The following is an 18,761-nucleotide window of genomic DNA, read 5'->3' as shown; positions in this document are numbered from 1 at the left end:
AGCTACAACCACTTCAATTCAAAACCCTTTTCCTAGACAACCCACAGAAAAAAACGTATAACTCCACTTTTGTTTGAACTGGCAGCATCTTGTGAAACTGATTCTTGCACCCATGGAAGGCTTAACCGACCCCATCATGCGTGATGTAATCACGTCTGTAGGCAGTTTTGACTGGTGTGTAACAGAGTTTATTCGGGTCACAGACAGCATTTTGCCAGACCATATCTACCACACCTATTGCCCAGAACTACTCACCAATGGCAAAACTGCGGCAGGTACGCCTGTGCATGTTCAGTTTTTGGGGAATAATCCTGAAATGTTAGCCGCCAATGCAGCCAAAGTTGCGGCTATGGGTGCACCTGCAATTGATATGAACTTTGGCTGCCCTGCCAAAACAGTCAATCGGCATCGTGGCGGTTCAGTTTTACTCGATGAACCCGAAGTAGTATATGAACTGGTTAAAGCGGTTCGCGATGCCGTTCCTGCTCATATTCCAGTTTCCGCCAAAATGCGTCTAGGCTATATGGATCGGAACTTCATGCTAGAAAATGCGCACGCCATTGAAGATGCAGGCGCAGCATGGGTTACAGTACATGCACGTACCAAAGCCGATGGCTATACGCCTCCCGCATTTTGGGATCAGCTACGTCCTATTCGTGAAGCCTTGAAGATTAACGTCATCGCCAATGGTGAAATTTGGAACAATGCCGATGCCAAACAATGCCAGTTAGAATCGGGCTGTGAAGATTTGATGATTGGTCGTGGTGCGGTCACCACCCCAGATTTGACCCAATGTATTCGTCAAAATTCAGACCTGCCTTTGCTGAGTTGGCAAGATTTGCTGCAACTACAAATTCGCTTTATTCACGGCCCTGCCAAAACAGAAATTGGGATGCTGGGACGTTATAAACAATGGCTCGGCATGATGTCGAAACATTATCCCGAAGCCAAAGCTTTGTGGGATGAAATCAAGCGTCTGAAAAAGCTGGATGAAATCATTGAAAAATTAGTCGCGCACACGACTTAAACATTGAATCCATCAAACTCAAGCTTCATCTAAAAAATTTCAGCTTTTATTAGGGTCTGCTGACAATTCGTCTATGTTTGCGGCGATGCATATTTTTTAGCTGATATAAGGCATGGGACAGGAAATTTAGTCATTCTAAATGACTGGCACATAACGCAATAGCAGCAAAAAATATGCTCGCCCTGAAAGGCTGTGGCTAAAACTTTCTCAGATTGTGTTATGAAACTTAGCAATAGTCTCGCTATTACTTGCGTTTCATGCCTGATCTGCTCAGTTTTAGCCTACAGCGCAAGCCATTTATGAAATGTCAAAAGCCCCTAGTGAATATCGGCTATTCAACCTTGCTGACAAAGCTTGGCATTTCCCATGCACTGCCTGCAAAACCTTTGCATTGTCCTGCATCGAATTGATAGCTTTTGACAAACTGCTGACCATTCCACGCCCACTCAATTTGACTGAAACAATCGCCAATTCCACGCCCTTTTTGATAGGCAAAAATCTGTCCATTGCTAAATTCTGAAGCAGAATCAGTTACAAATTGCTGTATCTTTTGCAGTTTTTTATCCATAACCCAATAAGCCACACCCCAATTATAAGCCCCTCGCCAACAGCTTGCCTCAACCAACACGCTATCTTGATTTAAGGGATAAGTATGAATCTGCTGTTCTGCTTGTTCAGGTTCAAACAGCATATAACAATCTTCACGATCTACGGTTTTTTGTAAAATTGGATATAACTTTTCTGCACTGGCCGCGGTAAGCACCTGTGCTTTGGCGGTTCGGTGTTGAGGCTGCATGAGAATGTTAATTTTAGGCATCGCTTGCGCTTTTAAGACCTGCGTGGATGCTTGATTGCCTTTTGCCAATATTGCGGAGTCTGTACCCACACGTTTTTGAAATTCATCCATTTTTAGCAACACTGCACTCATGCCTGCATCAGACAATTTCCAGCGTTGTTGACCATGTTTTAACTCGATCACGACATGCTGACGCGCCTGCGCCAACAGCTTTTGCACACTGGCAGCAGATAAATTGGCGATACTTTCATGAAAGTTTAATTGTTGCAAAGTGCGTCCATTTAAAAATAAAGTCGCTTGAGCAATATCTTCTTGAATTTGCAATTGCCCTTGTACAGCACTCTTTGCACCTGCTTGACGGGTCAATAACATACTGATCGGTTGTTCAAAATCATCATCGCTTTGGTAGCCTGCGGCACGGCAGGTTCCTGTATTATCACAGGCCAACTCCCAATCTTGATGCTGAAAATACAGTCCTTGCAAAGCAGTCGACTGGCTTGAAGCAATCGTTTTTTCAGCAGTGATCGGTGCTGCAAAAATACCAACACTACCGAATAAACCACTGATCGCCAGCAATATTTTTAGATTGCATCTGAAATTCATAATCTTCGCAACTCCTGAAATGGTCATCTATAATTCAACGGCTCAATCAAAGCTAAATTTAGCACCTTGCCTACTCAGCTCAATAAAAAAGCACGCCAGAGCATGCTTTTCTAATGCAATTGAACATCAAGATTTAATGTAAAAAATTACGATTCCTGTGTTAAATCCTTGACCGTGGTGCTTGCGCCATTGGTTTTCACTGACTCAATTCCTTTGTCACGTGATTGTTCAGAAGTATAGAGCTGACTCGTACCAATAATCTGATGGTTGGCAGCTTTTAAATTAAAATACGGCTTATCATTCTTAGATGTCAGTCGATCATAACGCCCATCATCCTGACTGTTCTTTTGTACCGAAGCGATGCCATTTTTTGCCGATGCTTTCGCCTTATACTGTTCACTGGTTAAGATAATTTCGCCATTCCCAGCTTTAAGTACAAAGCGGTACTGACCATTGCTTGCTTGTGAAATCTCAAACCATCCTGACATACTTGCCCCCAGTTTTCTTATGAGTGGTGAAGTGTGTTGTTGAATGATGCTAGGCTTTAAACTGCCTAAAAATTATTCTTTTCACTTAAAATATAAAGGACTTAGGCACAAGAAAACAGTATTAATTTTGTACACTCTTAAAGTTATTGTTGCTCAATTTGAATACTAAAATACTTTTATAAACTCCATAAAAAAGCGCAGGCAACTCAAGTCGCCTGCGCTGTTGAAATCTGCTTAAACTTAAGCTTTTTTCACATATTCAGATTTTAATTTCATAGCCCCCATGCCATCAATCTTACAATCAATGTCATGACCATCTGCTGCATCTGGAATTAAGCGAATATTTTTCACTTTCGTTCCCACTTTTACAGCAGCCGAAGAACCTTTAATCTTCAGGTCTTTAATCACAGTCACCGTGTCGCCATCTGCCAACACGTTGCCGTTTGCATCTTTAATCACAGCAGCAGTTTCTTCTAGCTGTTCCCCTTCTTTCCACTCATGTGAGCATTCAGGACAAATCAGTAGGTCGCCATCTTGGTAAGTGTATTCTGATTGGCATTTTGGGCAATTTGGCAAAGACATAAAAAACCTCAAAAACTATATTATAGCATTTTTTACTGAATTTTCATAAACTTAAAATCCTTATAAAGCACAAGGATAATCAAATAAAACTCTTTAATTGGACTGTGCTAAGCGTTGCAGCATCACGCGTTTTAATACCACTACATGATTGTGCTGCTCATCTTTAGCTGCTGTGACCAGAGTGATTTTTTGCTGCTGTGCCAGTTCACACAACGCCTGTAAAGCCTCTTCTTGCTCTGCTAATTCAGCTATATAACGCTGCTGAAACTCATCCCAATGTTGTTCAGGGTTTTGATGATACCATTTACGCAGCCCAGTCGAAGGCGTAATTTCTTTGGGCCATAAGTCAATACGAGCGCGCTCTTTACTCACACCACGCGGCCATAAGCGATCAACCAGCACCCGTGTTCCATCTGCCTGAGTCGCTTCAAGATAAGCGCGTTTGATTGCAATATCCATATTTGCACCTCTGCATCTTTTATGATGACGTCATCAGCGCCAAAGTTTTAGGCAGCAGATTATGTATCACAAATAAAAAAGCATGTGATCAACACATGCTTTTCAGATACCCGATTTAATCTTCGTAATCGTCTTCGTCTTCATCATCGTAGACGTAAGCCATACAGCCCCAGCCATCGTATTCACCGCCATGTTCTTCAGCAATTTTGCTGAACCATTGCTCTAAATCGACAATGTCTGAATACTCTGGTTCCATGTAAACATAAATGGTAATGATCCATTCAACTGCGTCAGATTCTTCATCTTGGAATAATGAAATTTTTTGTTCTTCGGCCAACAAATACAAAGCACATTTTTCAGCTTGTTCTTGTGTGGTAAAAGCGATGGAGTACTCAATCTCATGTGGCTCTGTCAGGTCATCCCCATCTTCATGCATTTGCCAAAGTACATTGCCATTATCATCATCAGGGAATTGTTCATAGTCACGTGTCATGCGAATATCCTTGTTATCTTTTTAGCCAATATATATCTGGCAAGTGACAAAATAGTGAATTCAACATAGCACAAATTTGCCCGAAGGACTCAATTTTCATCTCGTTTTACACTGACTTTAGTCTGAATTACCCAGAAGCTTGCTTTTACATGACACTACAATTGCTTTAAGCATTTGCAGCCAGTTTAATTTGTGGCATCTGACAAGATGCTTTCCTGTTTAAATGCCAACAGTAAAGCAGCAAACTTTAATTCTTCTTGTCGAAGTGTTAAGTAAGAGTCTAGAATTTTTGCGTGTCCAAATGCAGCCGCATAATGATTCAGCAAAGTAAAATCATCCTGCAAAGCTTGAAGCGATTCAGCCAGATTATGTTCAGTCAGCTGCGCCAAATATAAATCTGCTTTACTATTAAATGCTTGAGCCAGCAAAGTCACTGCCGCTAGACGGCGTTGCTCATCGACAAAAGCACAATGCGCAACTTCTTGATTTTTGACCGCATCTTGAATCTTGTGTCGTACTTGCTGCAGGTGTTGTGCTGCATCACTATAGCCATAACCTTCAATCAGATCATCCAATAGCTGCTGTGCAGGCAACTGAAAAGCAGGCGTATGATGTTCAATTTTATGATACAGCGCGGTCATAATCTGTTCGAGTTGCTGACGTTCTTCAACCAAGTTATAAAAAGCACCCAATTGATCTTGTGCTGTTTTAAGCGTTTTGGCTTTGGTTTTTTGCTCATGCTCGGCTAAAAAATCTCGGACTTTTTCAACTTGTTGCTTGCACTGCTCCCGCGTATTTTCCGCTTCGGATTTAATCATTTCTACAAACATTTCTACTTGTTGACGACGTTCTAATACATATTGCTCAACGTCTAAAATATGTTGATAGTGCTGCAAGGTTTCTAAACGACCTTTTAAACTGCCTATTTCGATGCGTAGCATGGTGAGCTGATGCTCTAATTCATTACTTTCTAACTCATCGGACGCCAAATTGGAGCGAGTGCGGTCTAAATTGCTTTGTAAAGATTGAATGCTGGCAGACAACTCACGGCGGCGCTGAGATTGCCAAAAAATAATCACCACCAAAACAATAATGATTGCACCCAATATATACAGCATATAACTTCTCCCACCGCATTGGTCTGCCATATTTTAAAAAGTCATCTTCAGTTTTAAAAACGCTTTCTAACCCGCTTTGATAGCCCACCACACTCAAAAACACAAAATTTTAAAACAGCGAGTTATTCATTTCCTTCATTTATGCCAAGGCAAATGAATAACGACAGCTCTAAGGATACGTTAGCGAGTTAGCGGCACGAAGACTATCCCAATTTTTGAGTATTTTCACAAAAAAATTGAAAAATATGCGCCTGTTAGAAAAATTGAATCCCAAAATCTCTAAAAAGGAAGCTGTGCTCGAATTGCAACAGGAACTTGGCTTAAAGGTTGCGTGAAAGCCAAATAACTGGCATGCAGCGCCATCCGACCTAAAGTACTTTTTTTCGGTTCAGGATGATATAACTTATCGCCTGTAATGGGATGTCCAATATATTGCATGTGTACCCGTAACTGATGCGAACGCCCTGTGATTGGGGTGAGCAAAACACGGGTAATATCTTCAACCGCACAATATTCCAAAGCTTGATACAGCGTTTGCGCAGGCTTGCCTAAATCGAAATGCACAATTTGGCGTGGACGGTTTTCCCAGTCAGTAATTAAAGGCACATCGACACTGCCCTCACCTTCAAGTTTGCCTTGAATTAAAGCAATGTAGTTTTTTTCTACTGTTCGTGCCTGAAACATTTTACTCAATGCGACTTCTGCATCACGATGCTTGGCAAACATGAGAATACCTGAGGTGGCCATGTCTAAACGATGGGCAATTTTTGCCTGAGGATAATTTGCGAGCACTCTTAAATATGCGCTGTCTTGATGTTGAGGCAAACGTCCAGGCACAGACAATAAACCTGCTGGCTTATCAATCACCAATAAGTCGTCATCTTCATAGACAATCACTAAAGGTTCTTGTGGAGGTGCATAAATAAAGTTGTCGTTTAAAGCCATGAACATACAGCATGCAAAGCGGTGCGGGCAAAATATCAAGCACAGCCCAAACTGTCAATTCAGTCGGGCGATGTACTTTTTAGTGTAAAGATTTAGATTTTAAATTGGCTGAGTCTGCCAAGCTTAATCTGTCAAACTTAGTCTGCGAAACTTAGTCTGCTAAATAGTATTCCACCGTAGACACCACACGTACTTTTTTCAAATATGGCGTGTTGCTGTCACGGTCTTCAATACTAAATACGCCCTGATTGGCCGATTTAATTTTGCCTAAACGACTGTCAGAATCTGCAGCAAATTTTTCTGCAACACTGCGGGCATTTTGTGTGGCTTGCTCAATCATGGCAGGTTTAATGTCATTTAGTTGTGTATATAAATATTCGGTACGTTGCCCGTAATCTTCACCACCAAAGGCAATTCCATTTTTGCCTAAATCGACCAAACGGCTTTGTGCGCTGCGCACTTTATCAATATTTTTGGTATAGACCGTAATGGTTTGATGTGCGGTATAACGCAAAGCAACATTGCCATCGCCACCATATTGCTGGGCGTATTTATCGGTAATTACAGGAGCAGCAATGGTGATTTCTTCAGGACTAAAACCTTCATTTTTTAAAAAGTTTTGAATCTGGGATGTTTGGCTTTGCATGGTGTCGTACAGCGCGGCCAAGTCTTGACTGGCGGTACTAAAACGAATTGGCCACACCGCGACATTGGCTTTTACTTCACGTTCAGACAAACCTTTGACTGAAACCACACGCTCATATTGTTTAATTTTGAGTGCGCTATTGCCCAATATCCAACCTGCGAGCACCATTCCCAAACAAATTAGACCGCCTAAAATCAATGCAGGTTTAAATTGATTCATGTTTGCCAACTCCTCAAATTGCGGGCTTTTCGCCTCTATTTCAATGACCGTGTGTTTTTAATGTACTGTCTAAAGTGGTTGTTTCTATGCTTTTCGATGCTTGTTTATAGAGTTTTAAATTAAGGTCGCATCATATACAGCGCAATGAGTGGCGCAATATTCAATAGCAATACCCCAATTTTATAGACTGCCATGCCGCCATAATGAATGGCATCAAAACTTGCATCTGACAATTTGAACCATCTGCCATGTAACTGTCGCAGCCAGTCATGCGCGAAAATCACCACCACAAACCACAGCATTAAAATGGCATAGTTAATCAGTGCGCAGGTCAGTAATAAACGACACCAAAAATCGTAATCAACACTCATATCACACCTAATTAGATGTAGATGATTATTGCAAATTAACAGATTTGAATGAAAAATTTGATGGGAGTTTTGTAGCAGAAAGATGGTTTAAAATTCATTTAAGCTTTTATTTTGTCTGGATTTTATTGTCTTGATCTTGTTTTGTTTTTTATATTTTTAACAATATTCTTTAGGGTGTTAGGGAAAACAACTGTGGTTTACTTCAACTATCATGCTGGATAAGCCATGATCTTATAGCCTATAAACTTCTGGTTTATAGCGTCCTAAGCCGAATCGAGACCTTTTGGGTAAGTACTACACGCACGTTGTACGCAACTGGTAGCAATCTACTCTTTTCGATCCCCATCACACCCTTGAGATATATAGTAGTGATTTGAGGATGGGATTGTTTCCCCGTAATGATTTTATTTTGATTAATTTTTAAAATTTTTATCACTTTTTAAGTCATATTTTAAAAAATTTTCCAAATAGACATTTTTTATGCACTTAAATCATCAAATAAAGCTCAAATATTAAATTTATTACCACACTTATTTTTAAAATATTTTCAAACTGACCACAAACCTATGTGGAGGATTCAACAACTTTCTTTTTTCCTCGAATCCAGCGAATTGCCCAAATTAAGGTCAGGAGCACCACAAAAACCACCAATACAGGCACAATGAAGGACAACACTGAAAGTACGGCAGCCCCAATCCACTCTCCTGTAGAAATCACAGGATTTGCAACACCGCCTGTGGTTGCGGTTGATACACCACGTGCCGCAACTGTACTCATTTGCACCACACCTGCTGTTCCACCACCGACAATAATGGCAGAAGCCCAACTGGCAAATTGCGACATTTCGCCACTGCTTACAGCCATTGTGGTGAGTGTACCTGCAATCATGGCGGCAGGCGTTGCAACGGTATCGAGTAAGTTATCAACCCACGGTACATAATACGCAGCAATTTCACTGATTGTTGCCACGGTCAAAGCCAGACAAACAGCAGGCATCGCCAACCATTCAAAACCTTTTAAGGGTTCAAACCAACCCATGAGCGCGGCAACACTCATAACCAATATAGGTACGAAAACCCGAAAACCACTGGCAGCACTTAGCCCAATGCCGACACATAAACCGAGTATTGTTTCCATGTTGTACCTCATTGCCTTGGGTTTTCTATGGGTAAAATAGCAAAAAGCCCCATCGGGTGATAGGGCTTTAGATTAAAAACAGGATCAGCTGTTTTAAGTCGTGTAGCTTAGGCAACCTTGTTGTTATATTCGGTGCCATGGCATTTGGTACACGGTGGTAGACGGTCTGTACCAATTTCTAAGTAAACGCGATGCCCGCATTGGACACAAAAATAGAAGCCTGTTCCTGGTTTATCACCTGCAGTTACCATCTTTGTTCTCCGTGTGGTTTAGAAATGGTCAATCCAGTATATCTATTCTGTGATGATTGTCTATTGTCCATTTTGACAGGTGATGATGGCAGTTGGGCAAAGGATGATTTTTATAAAAAATCTAACTCACTTACAAAGGATTAGATACCCAGTTTTCGACTTTTAATCCATCGACACGAGTAAATTCTTTTTCGTTATTGGTGACCATGACCCAATGATTTGCACGTGCATGTGCTGCTAACCATAAGTCATTTGCGCCAATGATCTGCCCCTTAGATGCAAGGTTCTGGCGTATTTCTGCATAATGGTGTGCAACATTTTCATCCAATTCAACCACTTGAATCATTGATGTTAATTCATCTATGACTTTTAAAGCCTTTTCTTTATGTTGACTTTTTTCTGCACCAAAACGTAATTCTCCCAACGTAATGACAGAAATTAATATATTTCGATGCGGAAGATGTTTTTCAAAATGCTGACGCACAATTTCAGGTCGGTATTTAATAATGTAAATACAAATATTTGTATCTAATAAATATTGTACTTGCATTAGAACATTTCCCGTTCTTGAGGCGGCAGATCTTCTCTTTCATCTGCATAAAAGTCATTTGGCATTTGGGATAACGCTTTAAATAACCGATCTACTGTGACGGGTTTTTCACGGAGAATGACTTCATCACCACGACGAAAAATTTCAACTTCTTTGCCTTCAAAGCGAAATTCTTTAGGCAATCGAATGGCTTGACTTCGTCCTGTCATAAAAACTTTTGCGGTAGTCATTGGGCTACTCCATCGTTTTTAATACATACCTTATGATAGGTATTTATTGAATGTTTTTCAACCAACGAAACTTCCATTTTTAAATTTTATTGTTTTTGATAACTGCTGATTTTTTGAATGAATGATACTTTTTAGAAAATTAAGTTAGGTTTACAAAGAATTTGCTGTTTAATTCACAATATATTCATCTTCCAGAAAAAAAGACCTCACTTAATCATGAGGTCTTTTCTCAACAATAATCATTCTCTAACACTTCTTTAAAGAATAAAAATTAAAGAAGATTCTTAAAACATCATCAAGCCACATTCCCTTCCAAGAAGTCCTGCGCAAAGCGTTGCAATACACCGCCCGCTTCATACACAGATACTTCTTCTTCGGTATCTAAACGACAAGTTACAGGCACTTCAATCGTTTGGTTTTTACCATCATCCGTTGAACGCTCAATCACCAAAGTCAAAGTTGAACCTGGCGCAATATTACCAATCACGCTATAAAGTTCCGTACCATCCAAACCTAAAGTTTTACGGTTTACACCCGCTTTAAACTCAAGTGGCAATACGCCCATACCCACCAAGTTGGTACGGTGAATACGCTCAAAACCTTCAGCTACAATTGCTTCCACACCCGCAAGACGCACACCTTTTGCAGCCCAGTCACGGCTTGAACCCTGACCATAATCTGCACCCGCAATAATAATTAACGGCTGCTTACGGTTCATATAAGTTTCAATCGCTTCCCACATACGCATTACTTCGCCTTCAGGCTCAACACGCGCTTTAGAACCTTGCTTAATTGTGCCGTCTGAACGCACCACCATTTCATTAAACAATTTCGGATTCGCCAAAGTTGCACGTTGTGCAGTCAGGTGATCACCGCGATGCGTTGCATAAGAGTTGAAATCTTCTTCTGGCAAGCCCATTTTTGCCAAATACTCCCCTGCTGCCGAGTCTAAAATAATCGCATTCGATGGAGATAAATGGTCTGTGGTGATGTTATCGCCCAAAATTGCCAACGGACGCATATTGGCTAAAGTACGTGGCGCAGCCAATGCGCCTTCCCAATATGGTGGACGGCGGATATAAGTACTTTGTGGACGCCAGTCGTAGAGCGGACTTTCAGATTTTTCTGACTCGCCCAAATCGAACATTGGAATATACACTTGGCGGAATTGTTCAGGTTTAACCGATTCTTTCACCAAGGCATCAATTTCAGCATCAGATGGCCAAATATCTTTCAGATAAATTGGGTTGCCATTTTGATCTGTGCCCAAAGCATCTTTTTCGATGTCAAAACGAATCGTTCCTGCAATCGCATAAGCCACAACCAACGGTGGCGATGCCAAAAATGCTTGTTTCGCATACGGATGGATACGACCATCAAAGTTACGGTTGCCCGACAGCACCGCAGTCGCATACAAGTCACGGTCAATGATTTCTTGTTGAATCGCTGGGTCTAATGCGCCCGACATACCGTTACAGGTGGTACATGCATAAGCCACAATACCAAAACCAAGTTTTTCTAAGTCTTTCAGTACGCCTGCTTCTTCCAAATACAATGCAGCCGCTTTAGAACCTGGTGCAAATGATGATTTCACCCAAGGTTTGCGTACTAAACCTAACTCATTGGCTTTACGTGCCAACAAACCTGCTGCTACAGTATTACGCGGGTTTGAGGTATTGGTACAAGAAGTAATCGCAGCGATGATGATGGCACCATCTGGCATTAAACCATCGGTACGGTTTTCAACCACACCTGCAATGCCTTTTTCTTTTAGGTCTGCAGTTGAAACACGTGCATGCGGATTCGATGGGCCTGCAATATTACGAGTTACCGTTGAAAGATCAAAACGTAATACACGTGGATATTCAGCCTGAGTCATTTCAGATGCCCAAAGACCAATTTCTTTGGCATAAGTTTCAACCAGTTTGATCTGATCTGCTTCACGACCTGTTAAGGTTAAATAGTCAATGGTGTTTTGGTCGATGTAGAACATGGCAGCAGTTGCACCATATTCAGGTGTCATGTTAGAAATCGTGGCACGATCCCCGACCGACATGCTATCTGCACCTTCACCAAAGAATTCCAAATACGCACCGACCACACGCTCTTTACGCAAGAACTCAGTTAAAGCCAATACGATGTCGGTTGCCGTAATACCCGCCTGACGCTGACCAACCAACTCAACACCAATAATATCTGGCAGACGCATCCAAGAAGCACGACCCAACATTACGTTTTCAGCTTCAAGACCGCCCACACCCACAGAAATGACACCCAAAGCATCGGTATGTGGTGTATGTGAATCTGTACCCACACAAGTATCTGGGAATGCAATGCCTTCACGGTTTTGAATGACTGGAGACATTTTTTCCAGATTAATCTGGTGCATGATGCCGTTGCCCGCAGGAATCACATCAACATTTTCAAATGCAGTTTTCGTCCATTCAATAAAGTGGAAACGGTCTTCATTACGACGATCTTCCACTTCACGGTTTTTACGGAAAGCATCTGGGTCAAAACCGCCATATTCCACAGCTAAAGAGTGATCGACAATTAACTGGGTAGGTACGACAGGATTCACTTTAGAAGGATCGCCACCTTGATCGGCAATTGCATCACGTAAACCTGCTAAGTCAACGAGCGCAGTTTGCCCCAAGATGTCGTGACATACCACACGCGCTGGATACCACGGAAAATCATGCTCTTGTTTACGCTCAATCAATTGTTTTAAAGATTGTTCTAAAATTGCAGGATCACAACGGCGCACTAACTGTTCTGCAAGTACTTTTGAGGTATAAGGAAGTTTGGCATAAGCGCCTGGCTGGATATCTTCAACGGCTTGTCGCACGTCATAAAAATCGAGCTGAGTGCCTTGCAGTGGTTTGCGGTAGTTGTTATTCATCTGGTATTCGCCCTTACTCTATTGTTCTCAACATCTTATGGGATGATTGTTTCCACCCGTCGAAAGCATTGTACGCTGCCAAAAACCCATTTCCCAAATCCTATATATTTCATACACTTAAATATAAAAACAGGGGTTTTTGAAACATTTAATTACATTTTGAGTAAAATTCTTGCCCTAAAAATGCTTTTTTTTGAAAAATAGCGCAAAATTGACCTCATTCTTTAGTCTTAGATTTCAATGTGAAAGGTTATTCATGCGCGATTTAGCTTTCAGTGCTTTAAGTTTAAACGGTGTCGATGCACAAAAATTCCTGCAAGGTCAGGTAACAGTCAATGTCGAAACATTAGCTGAAAATACAACCTGTTATACCGCAATTTGCAGTTTAAAAGGACGCGTTCAGTTTGGCTTCTGGCTTAAAAAAATCTCGTCCGAATGTTTTGAAATCATCAGCACAGCCGACCAAGCCGAAGATTTAGCCAAACACATTAAAAAGTTTGGTGCATTTTCAAAAATGCAGCTTGAAACCATCGGTACGGTTTACCCAACCATTCAGGGCAATCAAACTGAATTTTCAGCTGAAGTGACTGATTTAAACGCATGGCAACTACAAGCGATTGAAACAGGTCAGGCATGGATTCAAGCCTCAACAGCAGAAGTGTTTCAACCGCAGGAATTGCGTTTGCATCAACGAGATGGCGTGCATTATGACAAAGGCTGTTATTTGGGTCAGGAAGTCGTGGCACGTTTATGGTTTAAAGCCAAACCAAAACACTGGTTGCATTTAATTCAGGGTTCAGGCGAAGCCCCTGCACCTGCCGCCAAACTGAATAATGATGTGGAAGTGGTGAATAGCATAGCGACTGCAGAAGGTTTTAAAGCGTTGGTGGTTGCCAAACCAAGTGCTTTGGAAGAGTTAGCTGTACAAGTATTGGCTTTGCCTGAACATTTGAATGGCGATGTTGCACGTCCGCAATAAAATAGATTCCACCCGCTCAGGTTAAGGGAGTCGCAAGATTCCCTTCAAATGACAATGAAAAAGCATTCGTACACATTTTTTATATTTACATTCACACTTTTCAACTTATGATGAATGCACCACTGTAAAAACAAAACGCACATCAACGGAATGATGTGTAAAAGAGAACAAGGTACAACTCAAATGATGAAAAAACTACTCATTGCGGGTGCAATCGCCCTATCTAGCAGCATCAGTATGGCAAATAGCAACATTCCAACTGATCCTGCTTTTGCCAAAATTGAACAATTAATTCAAGCCAACAAGGTTAAAGATGCCTATCAGGAATTAGAAAAGCTTGCCAAAACAGGCAATGCGCAAGCCATGTATAACTTAGGCTATTTGACACAAACTGGACAAGGCACAGCAAAAAATGAAAAGAAAGCCATTCAGTTGTATGAGCAATCTGCCCAAAAAGGCTACCCAGTTGCGAGTTATGTTTTAGGCAAAAACTATCTTACTGGCGCACTGGGTTTAAAACAGGATGCTGCTAAAGCCAAACAATATTTACAGACGGCATCCAATCAGGGTTTTAATGATGCCACAGTCGATTTAGCCGTTTTATATTTCTCGGAAAATACGGCAGCATCTGACCAAAAAGGTTTAAAACTATTACAACCTTTAATTGCCAAAGATCATTATCAAGCCATACATGCAAAAGCCTTGTACGAAATTAGCACAGGCTTTAAAAACAAAGATGAAGCACCAATTAAGCAAGGGCTGCAAAGCATTCAAAACTTGGCGCAAAAGGGTTATATTCCTGCACTCATGGCAGTGGGCAATATGTTTGTGAATGGCAATATCGTGCCGCAAAACTTGCCTGAAGCGAAAAAGATTTTTGCCTCACTGGCACAGGAAAATGTAGCGCAAGCCAAAGAATCATTGGCTGTGGTTGAAAAAATGATGGCAGATCAAGCCAAAGCTTCCAACAAGGCAACCGCTAAGAAAAGTTAAGATAGTTTCTTTATAAAGGCTATTAATCAGAGAAATTTTAAAAAAAGTCTGTATCAGCATGGTACAGACTTTTTTATGATTTGAGCACTTCGATACCGTTGCTATAAATACTTACCCGATTGTGTCAATAAAATCGCCACCATCACAAAACCAAAAACTGTACTCAACACCAAGGGGGCTAAGGCTTTTTCATGTAAACCATAGTGCTGCCCGAAAATACCAAAGGCAATTGGCATTGGTAAAGCCGCAAGCAAAGTCCCGACAAATAGCATTTCTCGGTTCACATCTAATGCCCATAAAATTCCAAAAATCGTGAGTGGCATCAGCAATACTTTGAATGCAACCAAAACAATACTTTGCAAATTCACCGACTTGATTTGCATGCCGACCAAACTTCCACCAATCACAAATAAAGCCAAAGGTGAAGCAGTTTTGCCCAACATTTCCAGCACTTGTGCAATAGCTTGCGGCAGTTTGAAATTCAACAATACGCACAGCATACCCAATAAAATAGATAAAATTACTGGATTTTTCAGTAAGCGCTGCACAGTTTCGGCATACACCTGCCAACCTGATTTCGCTGAAGATTGTAGCCCTCGTTCTGCCAAAATCAGCATCAATGCCACAATAATTAAATTTTCGACAATTAAAGTTAAAGACAAATAAATTGCCGATTGACTGCCAATCAACAAAGTCAAAATAGCAGTGCCAATAAACCCTGTATTTGACATTGATGCACCCATTGCCAAGACACTGGCATGGGTTAAGTTTGAATTAAAATAATGCCGATACAGTAAAAAGGCAAAGATAAACAGCAGAATAGAACCGCTACCGTAACCTAAAAAATAAGCGGGATGCCAGATTTCTGACAAACTTTTACTGGCCAATGCCTGCAATAGAAATGCAGGCAACGCCACTTTCATGACAAATTGACCTAGAAACTGAATCGCACTGGTCTCAATAAATTGGCTTCTGACGGCAAAATATCCCAACAGTACTACGGTACAAATGGGAAATAAAATACTCAGTAACACCCTGACATCCTTTTTCAGTGTTGCCCATGATCGACATGGTTTTACTGATTTAGCTTACACCGAATCTCCCTATAAAGCACGGCAAAATAGTGTAAGTTTCACTTATTTTAAGCAGATAAAATATTAGGATTCCACTTCCGTATCTGTGGATTTAAACGGCGCAAATAAAGTACGGAACCCATGCGGCTGACAGCGCAAATATTGCGGGGCAATCTCAATTTTTTCACCCAATTCTGCCGCAGCATGCCATGGCCAACGAGGGTCATATAAAATCGCACGTGCGATCGCAATCGCATCGGCCTGTTCATATTGCAAAATACCTTCTGCCTGCATCGCTTCGGTAATCAAACCCACCGCAATTACAGGAATTTTTACAGCTTGCTTAATGGCATGTGCAAATGGTGTTTGATAACCCGCATGTAAATCAATTTTTTGATCGACATGCAAACCACCGCTCGACACGTGAATATAAGCCGCACCTAAATGCTCCAGTGCTTTTGCCAAACCTACTGAAGATTCCACATTCCAACCCTCTGCATCATCCATCCAGTCTGTTGCAGAAATTCGCACCCCAATTGGATAGCCTTGTGGAACAGCATTTTGAATGGCTTGAAATACTTCCAATGTAAGGCGAATCCGATTTTCCAAACTGCCGCCATATTCATCTTGGCGGTGATTAGACAATGGCGACATAAATTGATGCAATAAATAGCCATGTGCGGCATGAATTTCGATTAAGTCAAAACCTGCATCCACTGCTCGCACTGCGGCGCTGGCAAAGTCTGCAATCACCTGTTGAATTTCATCTTGCGTTAAAGCATGCGGTGGATGTTCGTGCGATTGAAATGGCAACTCACTGGCCGATACCGTCTGCCAGCCATGTTCTTCATTCGGTGCAAACTGTCCTTTGCCCTGCCACGGTTTATCGGTTGAAGCTTTACGACCCGCATGTGCCAACTGCACAGCAAATGGCATAGGCGATAAACTTTTAACTTTATGCAATAGTGCTTTCATCTGCGCACGCTGAATGTCATTCCATAAGCCTAAATCTGCATAACTAATACGTCCTTCTGCCTGCACTGCCGTGGCTTCTACTATACACATCCCTGCGCCGGACAAGGCATAATTGGCCCATTGCTGCTCATGCCAATAGCTCAATTCACCTTGTTCATTGGCAGAATATTGACACATCGGAGCGATAACAATTTTGTTGGCAAGTTGCAGTGATCCAAATTGAATCGGCTGAAAAAGTAACGTCACGCTGCACGCCCTCATATTGTGCGATTACACTCAAAATGTAACCTGATCAAAGATAATTTGAAGTTAATTCATCCATGCCAACATTGTTGTTTAAAGCAATCATCCACTTTAAAGCAGACTACATTTTTAAGATGGCGGGATGAATCTATTTTCTGAAAATTTGAATTAAAACTAACTCAAATGATGCAAGATACTCAACATAAAAAGTATTTTATTTATAACGTGTTGTATCATTTTTGCAAAGACAGCATTTTACTGCACACAGAATAATTTTGCGGTACTTGTCAATGACTTGTATTCTGCCAATCATCCCCTATATTAAGTGCATCAGTTTTAATGCTTCCGCCCAATTGCCTTATTCTTTGATCAAAAGCGTCCCATGCCTGAATTACCCGAAGTTGAAACCACTAAAACCAGTTTATTGCCCCTGCTTGAACAAAAAGTTATCAATGTAGAAGTGCGTCAAGCCAGTTTACGCTGGCCCATTCCAGATGACTTGCTCAAACTTAAAGGGCAAAAACTGCTGCAATTGACCCGCAGATCCAAATACATTTTGGCGCAGTTTGAACAAGACAGTATGTTGTGGCATTTGGGTATGTCAGGCAGTTTTCGTCTTTGCGATGCACATGAAGATTTACGCAAACACGACCATCTGATTATTCAATTTGAAGATATGCAATTGCGCTACCACGACCCACGTCGTTTTGGTTGTATTTTATGGCTAGATGAAAGCTCGCAACAGAAACTGATTGATCCACTTGGCCCTGAGCCTTTAAGTGACGCTTTTAACCCCGACTATCTTGCACAGAAGCTCAAAAACAAAAATGTTGGCATCAAAGTTGCAATTATGGATAACCATGTCGTGGTGGGTGTGGGCAATATTTATGCCACGGAAAGTCTGTTTAATTTAGGTATTCACCCTGCACAACCTGCATCATCACTCAGTTTGAAACAGATTGAAAAACTAGTGCTCGAAATCAAACGCATTTTAAAACAAGCGATTGATTTAGGCGGTTCGACCTTACGTGATTACAGCAATGCGATGGGCGAAAATGGCTATTTCCAACAAACCTTGTTGGCGTATGGACGTGCAGGTGAAATGTGTGTGAACTGTGAAACCACACTAGAAAATTTAAAACTGGGCCAACGTGCCTCGGTATTTTGTCCTGAATGTCAGCCTTTGAAAAAAGTACCTACCGCGACCAAAGCTGCAACAAGCAAACGAGGTAAATCAATATGAGAACCGCAATTGTGCGTCATATCTTAGTGAAAGATAAAGAAACCTGTGAGCAACTGAAAAAGCGGATTCAATCAGGTGCTGATTTTGCCAAAATTGCCAAACAATTTTCGACCTGCCCTTCTGGTAAAAAAGGGGGTGAATTGGGTGAGGTCAAAAAAGGACAACTGGTACCTGTGATTGATAAGTTGGTGTTTACCGCAGCAGAGCGCGTACTACATGGTCCTGTGAAAAGCCAGTTTGGTTTTCATTTGGTAGAAATCAAGTTTCGGATGTGATTTATAATTTCCAAAGTTCCCCCTCCTTTCAGGATATGAGATACCGTCTTGGTAGTCAATCAGGTTTTGAGATTATTCGACCAATAAATAATCTCTTTGATAGGCAGTCTGATGTTTTAAAACGCCATAACACAGATGTATAAGCTTGCGCATTGCAGCACCT

General features: G+C 41.3%; 21 protein-coding genes. 5 read left to right on the top strand and 16 right to left on the bottom strand.

All coding sequences use genetic code 11. The annotated features are described in order from the left end of the window. Nucleotides 1-91 precede the first annotated feature (91 nt). Entirely contained in the window at nt 92-1,027 is a 936-nt protein-coding gene (locus tag AC07E5_RS12595) for a tRNA dihydrouridine synthase (protein ID WP_026438289.1), read from the top strand. A gap of 331 nt (nt 1,028-1,358) precedes the next feature. Here AC07E5_RS12595 and AC07E5_RS12590 read toward each other — a convergent pair whose 3' ends face one another. From AC07E5_RS12590 to acnD, 14 genes are all read right to left on the bottom strand, one after another. Next, nucleotides 1,359-2,426 carry a DUF1176 domain-containing protein gene (locus tag AC07E5_RS12590; protein WP_179988525.1) on the bottom strand — a complete coding sequence of 356 codons (1,068 nt, stop codon included), beginning with the start codon at nt 2,424-2,426 and terminating at the stop codon, nt 1,359-1,361. A 146-nt stretch (nt 2,427-2,572) separates the two neighbouring features. Beyond that, nucleotides 2,573-2,914 carry a YegP family protein gene (locus tag AC07E5_RS12585; RefSeq protein ID WP_004972386.1) on the bottom strand — a complete coding sequence of 114 codons (342 nt, stop codon included), beginning with the start codon at nt 2,912-2,914 and terminating at the stop codon, nt 2,573-2,575. A 240-nt stretch (nt 2,915-3,154) separates the two neighbouring features. After that, complete coding sequence (locus tag AC07E5_RS12580) at nt 3,155-3,496, bottom strand: zinc ribbon domain-containing protein YjdM (protein ID WP_004972388.1); 342 nt, start codon at nt 3,494-3,496, stop codon at nt 3,155-3,157. Nucleotides 3,497-3,589: 93 nt separating this feature from the next. Further along, entirely contained in the window at nt 3,590-3,955 is a 366-nt protein-coding gene (locus AC07E5_RS12575) for a DUF488 domain-containing protein (RefSeq protein WP_180059928.1), read from the bottom strand. A 115-nt stretch (nt 3,956-4,070) separates the two neighbouring features. Continuing rightward, nucleotides 4,071-4,448: a ribonuclease E inhibitor RraB gene (locus tag AC07E5_RS12570; protein WP_004972392.1), complete on the bottom strand. Its 378-nt coding sequence runs from the start codon at nt 4,446-4,448 to the stop codon at nt 4,071-4,073. 185 nt (nt 4,449-4,633) lie between these two features. Beyond that, nucleotides 4,634-5,566, bottom strand: a complete 933-nt coding sequence (locus AC07E5_RS12565; RefSeq protein WP_004972395.1) for an SNIPE associated domain-containing protein — start codon at nt 5,564-5,566, stop codon at nt 4,634-4,636. A gap of 279 nt (nt 5,567-5,845) precedes the next feature. Further along, entirely contained in the window at nt 5,846-6,511 is a 666-nt protein-coding gene (locus AC07E5_RS12560; RefSeq protein WP_167845806.1) for an RluA family pseudouridine synthase, read from the bottom strand. Between the two features lie 151 nt (nt 6,512-6,662). Continuing rightward, on the bottom strand, nt 6,663-7,376 hold the full coding sequence (locus tag AC07E5_RS12555) for an SIMPL domain-containing protein (protein ID WP_004972399.1): 714 nt from the start codon (nt 7,374-7,376) through the stop codon (nt 6,663-6,665). A gap of 119 nt (nt 7,377-7,495) precedes the next feature. Beyond that, nucleotides 7,496-7,747, bottom strand: coding sequence for a DUF6868 family protein (locus AC07E5_RS12550; protein ID WP_004972400.1), 252 nt, complete (start codon nt 7,745-7,747; stop codon nt 7,496-7,498). 564 nt (nt 7,748-8,311) lie between these two features. After that, complete coding sequence (locus tag AC07E5_RS12545) at nt 8,312-8,884, bottom strand: DUF4126 domain-containing protein (protein WP_136144743.1); 573 nt, start codon at nt 8,882-8,884, stop codon at nt 8,312-8,314. 107 nt (nt 8,885-8,991) lie between these two features. Then, nucleotides 8,992-9,135 (bottom strand): zinc ribbon-containing protein, encoded by a 144-nt coding sequence (locus tag AC07E5_RS12540; RefSeq protein WP_096901556.1) that lies wholly within the window; start codon nt 9,133-9,135, stop codon nt 8,992-8,994. A gap of 130 nt (nt 9,136-9,265) precedes the next feature. Further along, a complete protein-coding gene (gene vapC, locus AC07E5_RS12535) occupies nt 9,266-9,685 on the bottom strand; it encodes a type II toxin-antitoxin system tRNA(fMet)-specific endonuclease VapC (protein ID WP_004972405.1) in 420 nt (139 codons plus the stop codon). After that, nucleotides 9,685-9,915 (bottom strand): antitoxin, encoded by a 231-nt coding sequence (locus AC07E5_RS12530; protein WP_004972406.1) that lies wholly within the window; start codon nt 9,913-9,915, stop codon nt 9,685-9,687. Before AC07E5_RS12530 ends, vapC begins: the two co-directional genes overlap by 1 nt. 295 nt (nt 9,916-10,210) lie before the next feature. After that, nucleotides 10,211-12,817, bottom strand: coding sequence for a Fe/S-dependent 2-methylisocitrate dehydratase AcnD (acnD, locus tag AC07E5_RS12525; RefSeq protein ID WP_498625586.1), 2,607 nt, complete (start codon nt 12,815-12,817; stop codon nt 10,211-10,213). Between the two features lie 256 nt (nt 12,818-13,073). On the opposite strand from acnD, the gene ygfZ reads away from it, so the two are divergent. Then, the gene (gene ygfZ, locus AC07E5_RS12520; RefSeq protein WP_004972410.1) at nt 13,074-13,796 is read left to right on the top strand and encodes a CAF17-like 4Fe-4S cluster assembly/insertion protein YgfZ; all 723 of its coding nucleotides are present in this window, start codon (nt 13,074-13,076) and stop codon (nt 13,794-13,796) included. Nucleotides 13,797-13,982: 186 nt separating this feature from the next. Continuing rightward, nucleotides 13,983-14,789, top strand: coding sequence for a tetratricopeptide repeat protein (locus AC07E5_RS12515; protein WP_131260788.1), 807 nt, complete (start codon nt 13,983-13,985; stop codon nt 14,787-14,789). Between the two features lie 101 nt (nt 14,790-14,890). On the opposite strand, the gene AC07E5_RS12510 is transcribed toward AC07E5_RS12515, so the two are convergent. Then, complete coding sequence (locus tag AC07E5_RS12510; protein ID WP_498625584.1) at nt 14,891-15,823, bottom strand: AEC family transporter; 933 nt, start codon at nt 15,821-15,823, stop codon at nt 14,891-14,893. A gap of 123 nt (nt 15,824-15,946) precedes the next feature. After that, a complete protein-coding gene (locus AC07E5_RS12505; protein ID WP_498625582.1) occupies nt 15,947-17,083 on the bottom strand; it encodes an NADH:flavin oxidoreductase/NADH oxidase in 1,137 nt (378 codons plus the stop codon). Nucleotides 17,084-17,462: 379 nt separating this feature from the next. On the opposite strand from AC07E5_RS12505, the gene mutM reads away from it, so the two are divergent. Then, on the top strand, nt 17,463-18,323 hold the full coding sequence (gene mutM, locus AC07E5_RS12500) for a bifunctional DNA-formamidopyrimidine glycosylase/DNA-(apurinic or apyrimidinic site) lyase (protein WP_180072169.1): 861 nt from the start codon (nt 17,463-17,465) through the stop codon (nt 18,321-18,323). Then, nucleotides 18,320-18,598 carry a peptidylprolyl isomerase gene (locus tag AC07E5_RS12495; protein ID WP_179995517.1) on the top strand — a complete coding sequence of 93 codons (279 nt, stop codon included), beginning with the start codon at nt 18,320-18,322 and terminating at the stop codon, nt 18,596-18,598. The genes mutM and AC07E5_RS12495 overlap by 4 nt, the downstream gene beginning before the upstream one ends. The last annotated feature ends 163 nt before the right edge of the window (nt 18,599-18,761 follow it).

Source organism: Acinetobacter seohaensis (assembly GCF_056431365.1).
Note: the sequence above shows the minus strand (reverse complement) of the source record. Positions and strands in the feature narration are given on the sequence as shown.

Bases quoted from the DNA above. Each gene is read 5' to 3' on its own strand.
- AC07E5_RS12590 (WP_179988525.1), bottom strand. From the start codon at position 2,426: ATGAATTTCAGATGCAATCTAAAAATATTGCTGGCGATCAGTGGTTTA.
- AC07E5_RS12585 (WP_004972386.1), bottom strand. From the start codon at position 2,914: ATGTCAGGATGGTTTGAGATTTCACAAGCAAGCAATGGTCAGTACCGC.
- AC07E5_RS12580 (WP_004972388.1), bottom strand. From the start codon at position 3,496: ATGTCTTTGCCAAATTGCCCAAAATGCCAATCAGAATACACTTACCAA.
- AC07E5_RS12575 (WP_180059928.1), bottom strand. From the start codon at position 3,955: ATGGATATTGCAATCAAACGCGCTTATCTTGAAGCGACTCAGGCAGAT.
- AC07E5_RS12570 (WP_004972392.1), bottom strand. From the start codon at position 4,448: ATGACACGTGACTATGAACAATTCCCTGATGATGATAATGGCAATGTA.
- AC07E5_RS12565 (WP_004972395.1), bottom strand. From the start codon at position 5,566: ATGCTGTATATATTGGGTGCAATCATTATTGTTTTGGTGGTGATTATT.
- AC07E5_RS12560 (WP_167845806.1), bottom strand. From the start codon at position 6,511: ATGGCTTTAAACGACAACTTTATTTATGCACCTCCACAAGAACCTTTA.
- AC07E5_RS12555 (WP_004972399.1), bottom strand. From the start codon at position 7,376: ATGAATCAATTTAAACCTGCATTGATTTTAGGCGGTCTAATTTGTTTG.
- AC07E5_RS12550 (WP_004972400.1), bottom strand. From the start codon at position 7,747: ATGAGTGTTGATTACGATTTTTGGTGTCGTTTATTACTGACCTGCGCA.
- AC07E5_RS12545 (WP_136144743.1), bottom strand. From the start codon at position 8,884: ATGGAAACAATACTCGGTTTATGTGTCGGCATTGGGCTAAGTGCTGCC.
- AC07E5_RS12540 (WP_096901556.1), bottom strand. From the start codon at position 9,135: ATGGTAACTGCAGGTGATAAACCAGGAACAGGCTTCTATTTTTGTGTC.
- vapC (WP_004972405.1), bottom strand. From the start codon at position 9,685: ATGCAAGTACAATATTTATTAGATACAAATATTTGTATTTACATTATT.
- AC07E5_RS12530 (WP_004972406.1), bottom strand. From the start codon at position 9,915: ATGACTACCGCAAAAGTTTTTATGACAGGACGAAGTCAAGCCATTCGA.
- acnD (WP_498625586.1), bottom strand. From the start codon at position 12,817: ATGAATAACAACTACCGCAAACCACTGCAAGGCACTCAGCTCGATTTT.
- ygfZ (WP_004972410.1), top strand. From the start codon at position 13,074: ATGCGCGATTTAGCTTTCAGTGCTTTAAGTTTAAACGGTGTCGATGCA.
- AC07E5_RS12515 (WP_131260788.1), top strand. From the start codon at position 13,983: ATGAAAAAACTACTCATTGCGGGTGCAATCGCCCTATCTAGCAGCATC.
- mutM (WP_180072169.1), top strand. From the start codon at position 17,463: ATGCCTGAATTACCCGAAGTTGAAACCACTAAAACCAGTTTATTGCCC.
- AC07E5_RS12495 (WP_179995517.1), top strand. From the start codon at position 18,320: ATGAGAACCGCAATTGTGCGTCATATCTTAGTGAAAGATAAAGAAACC.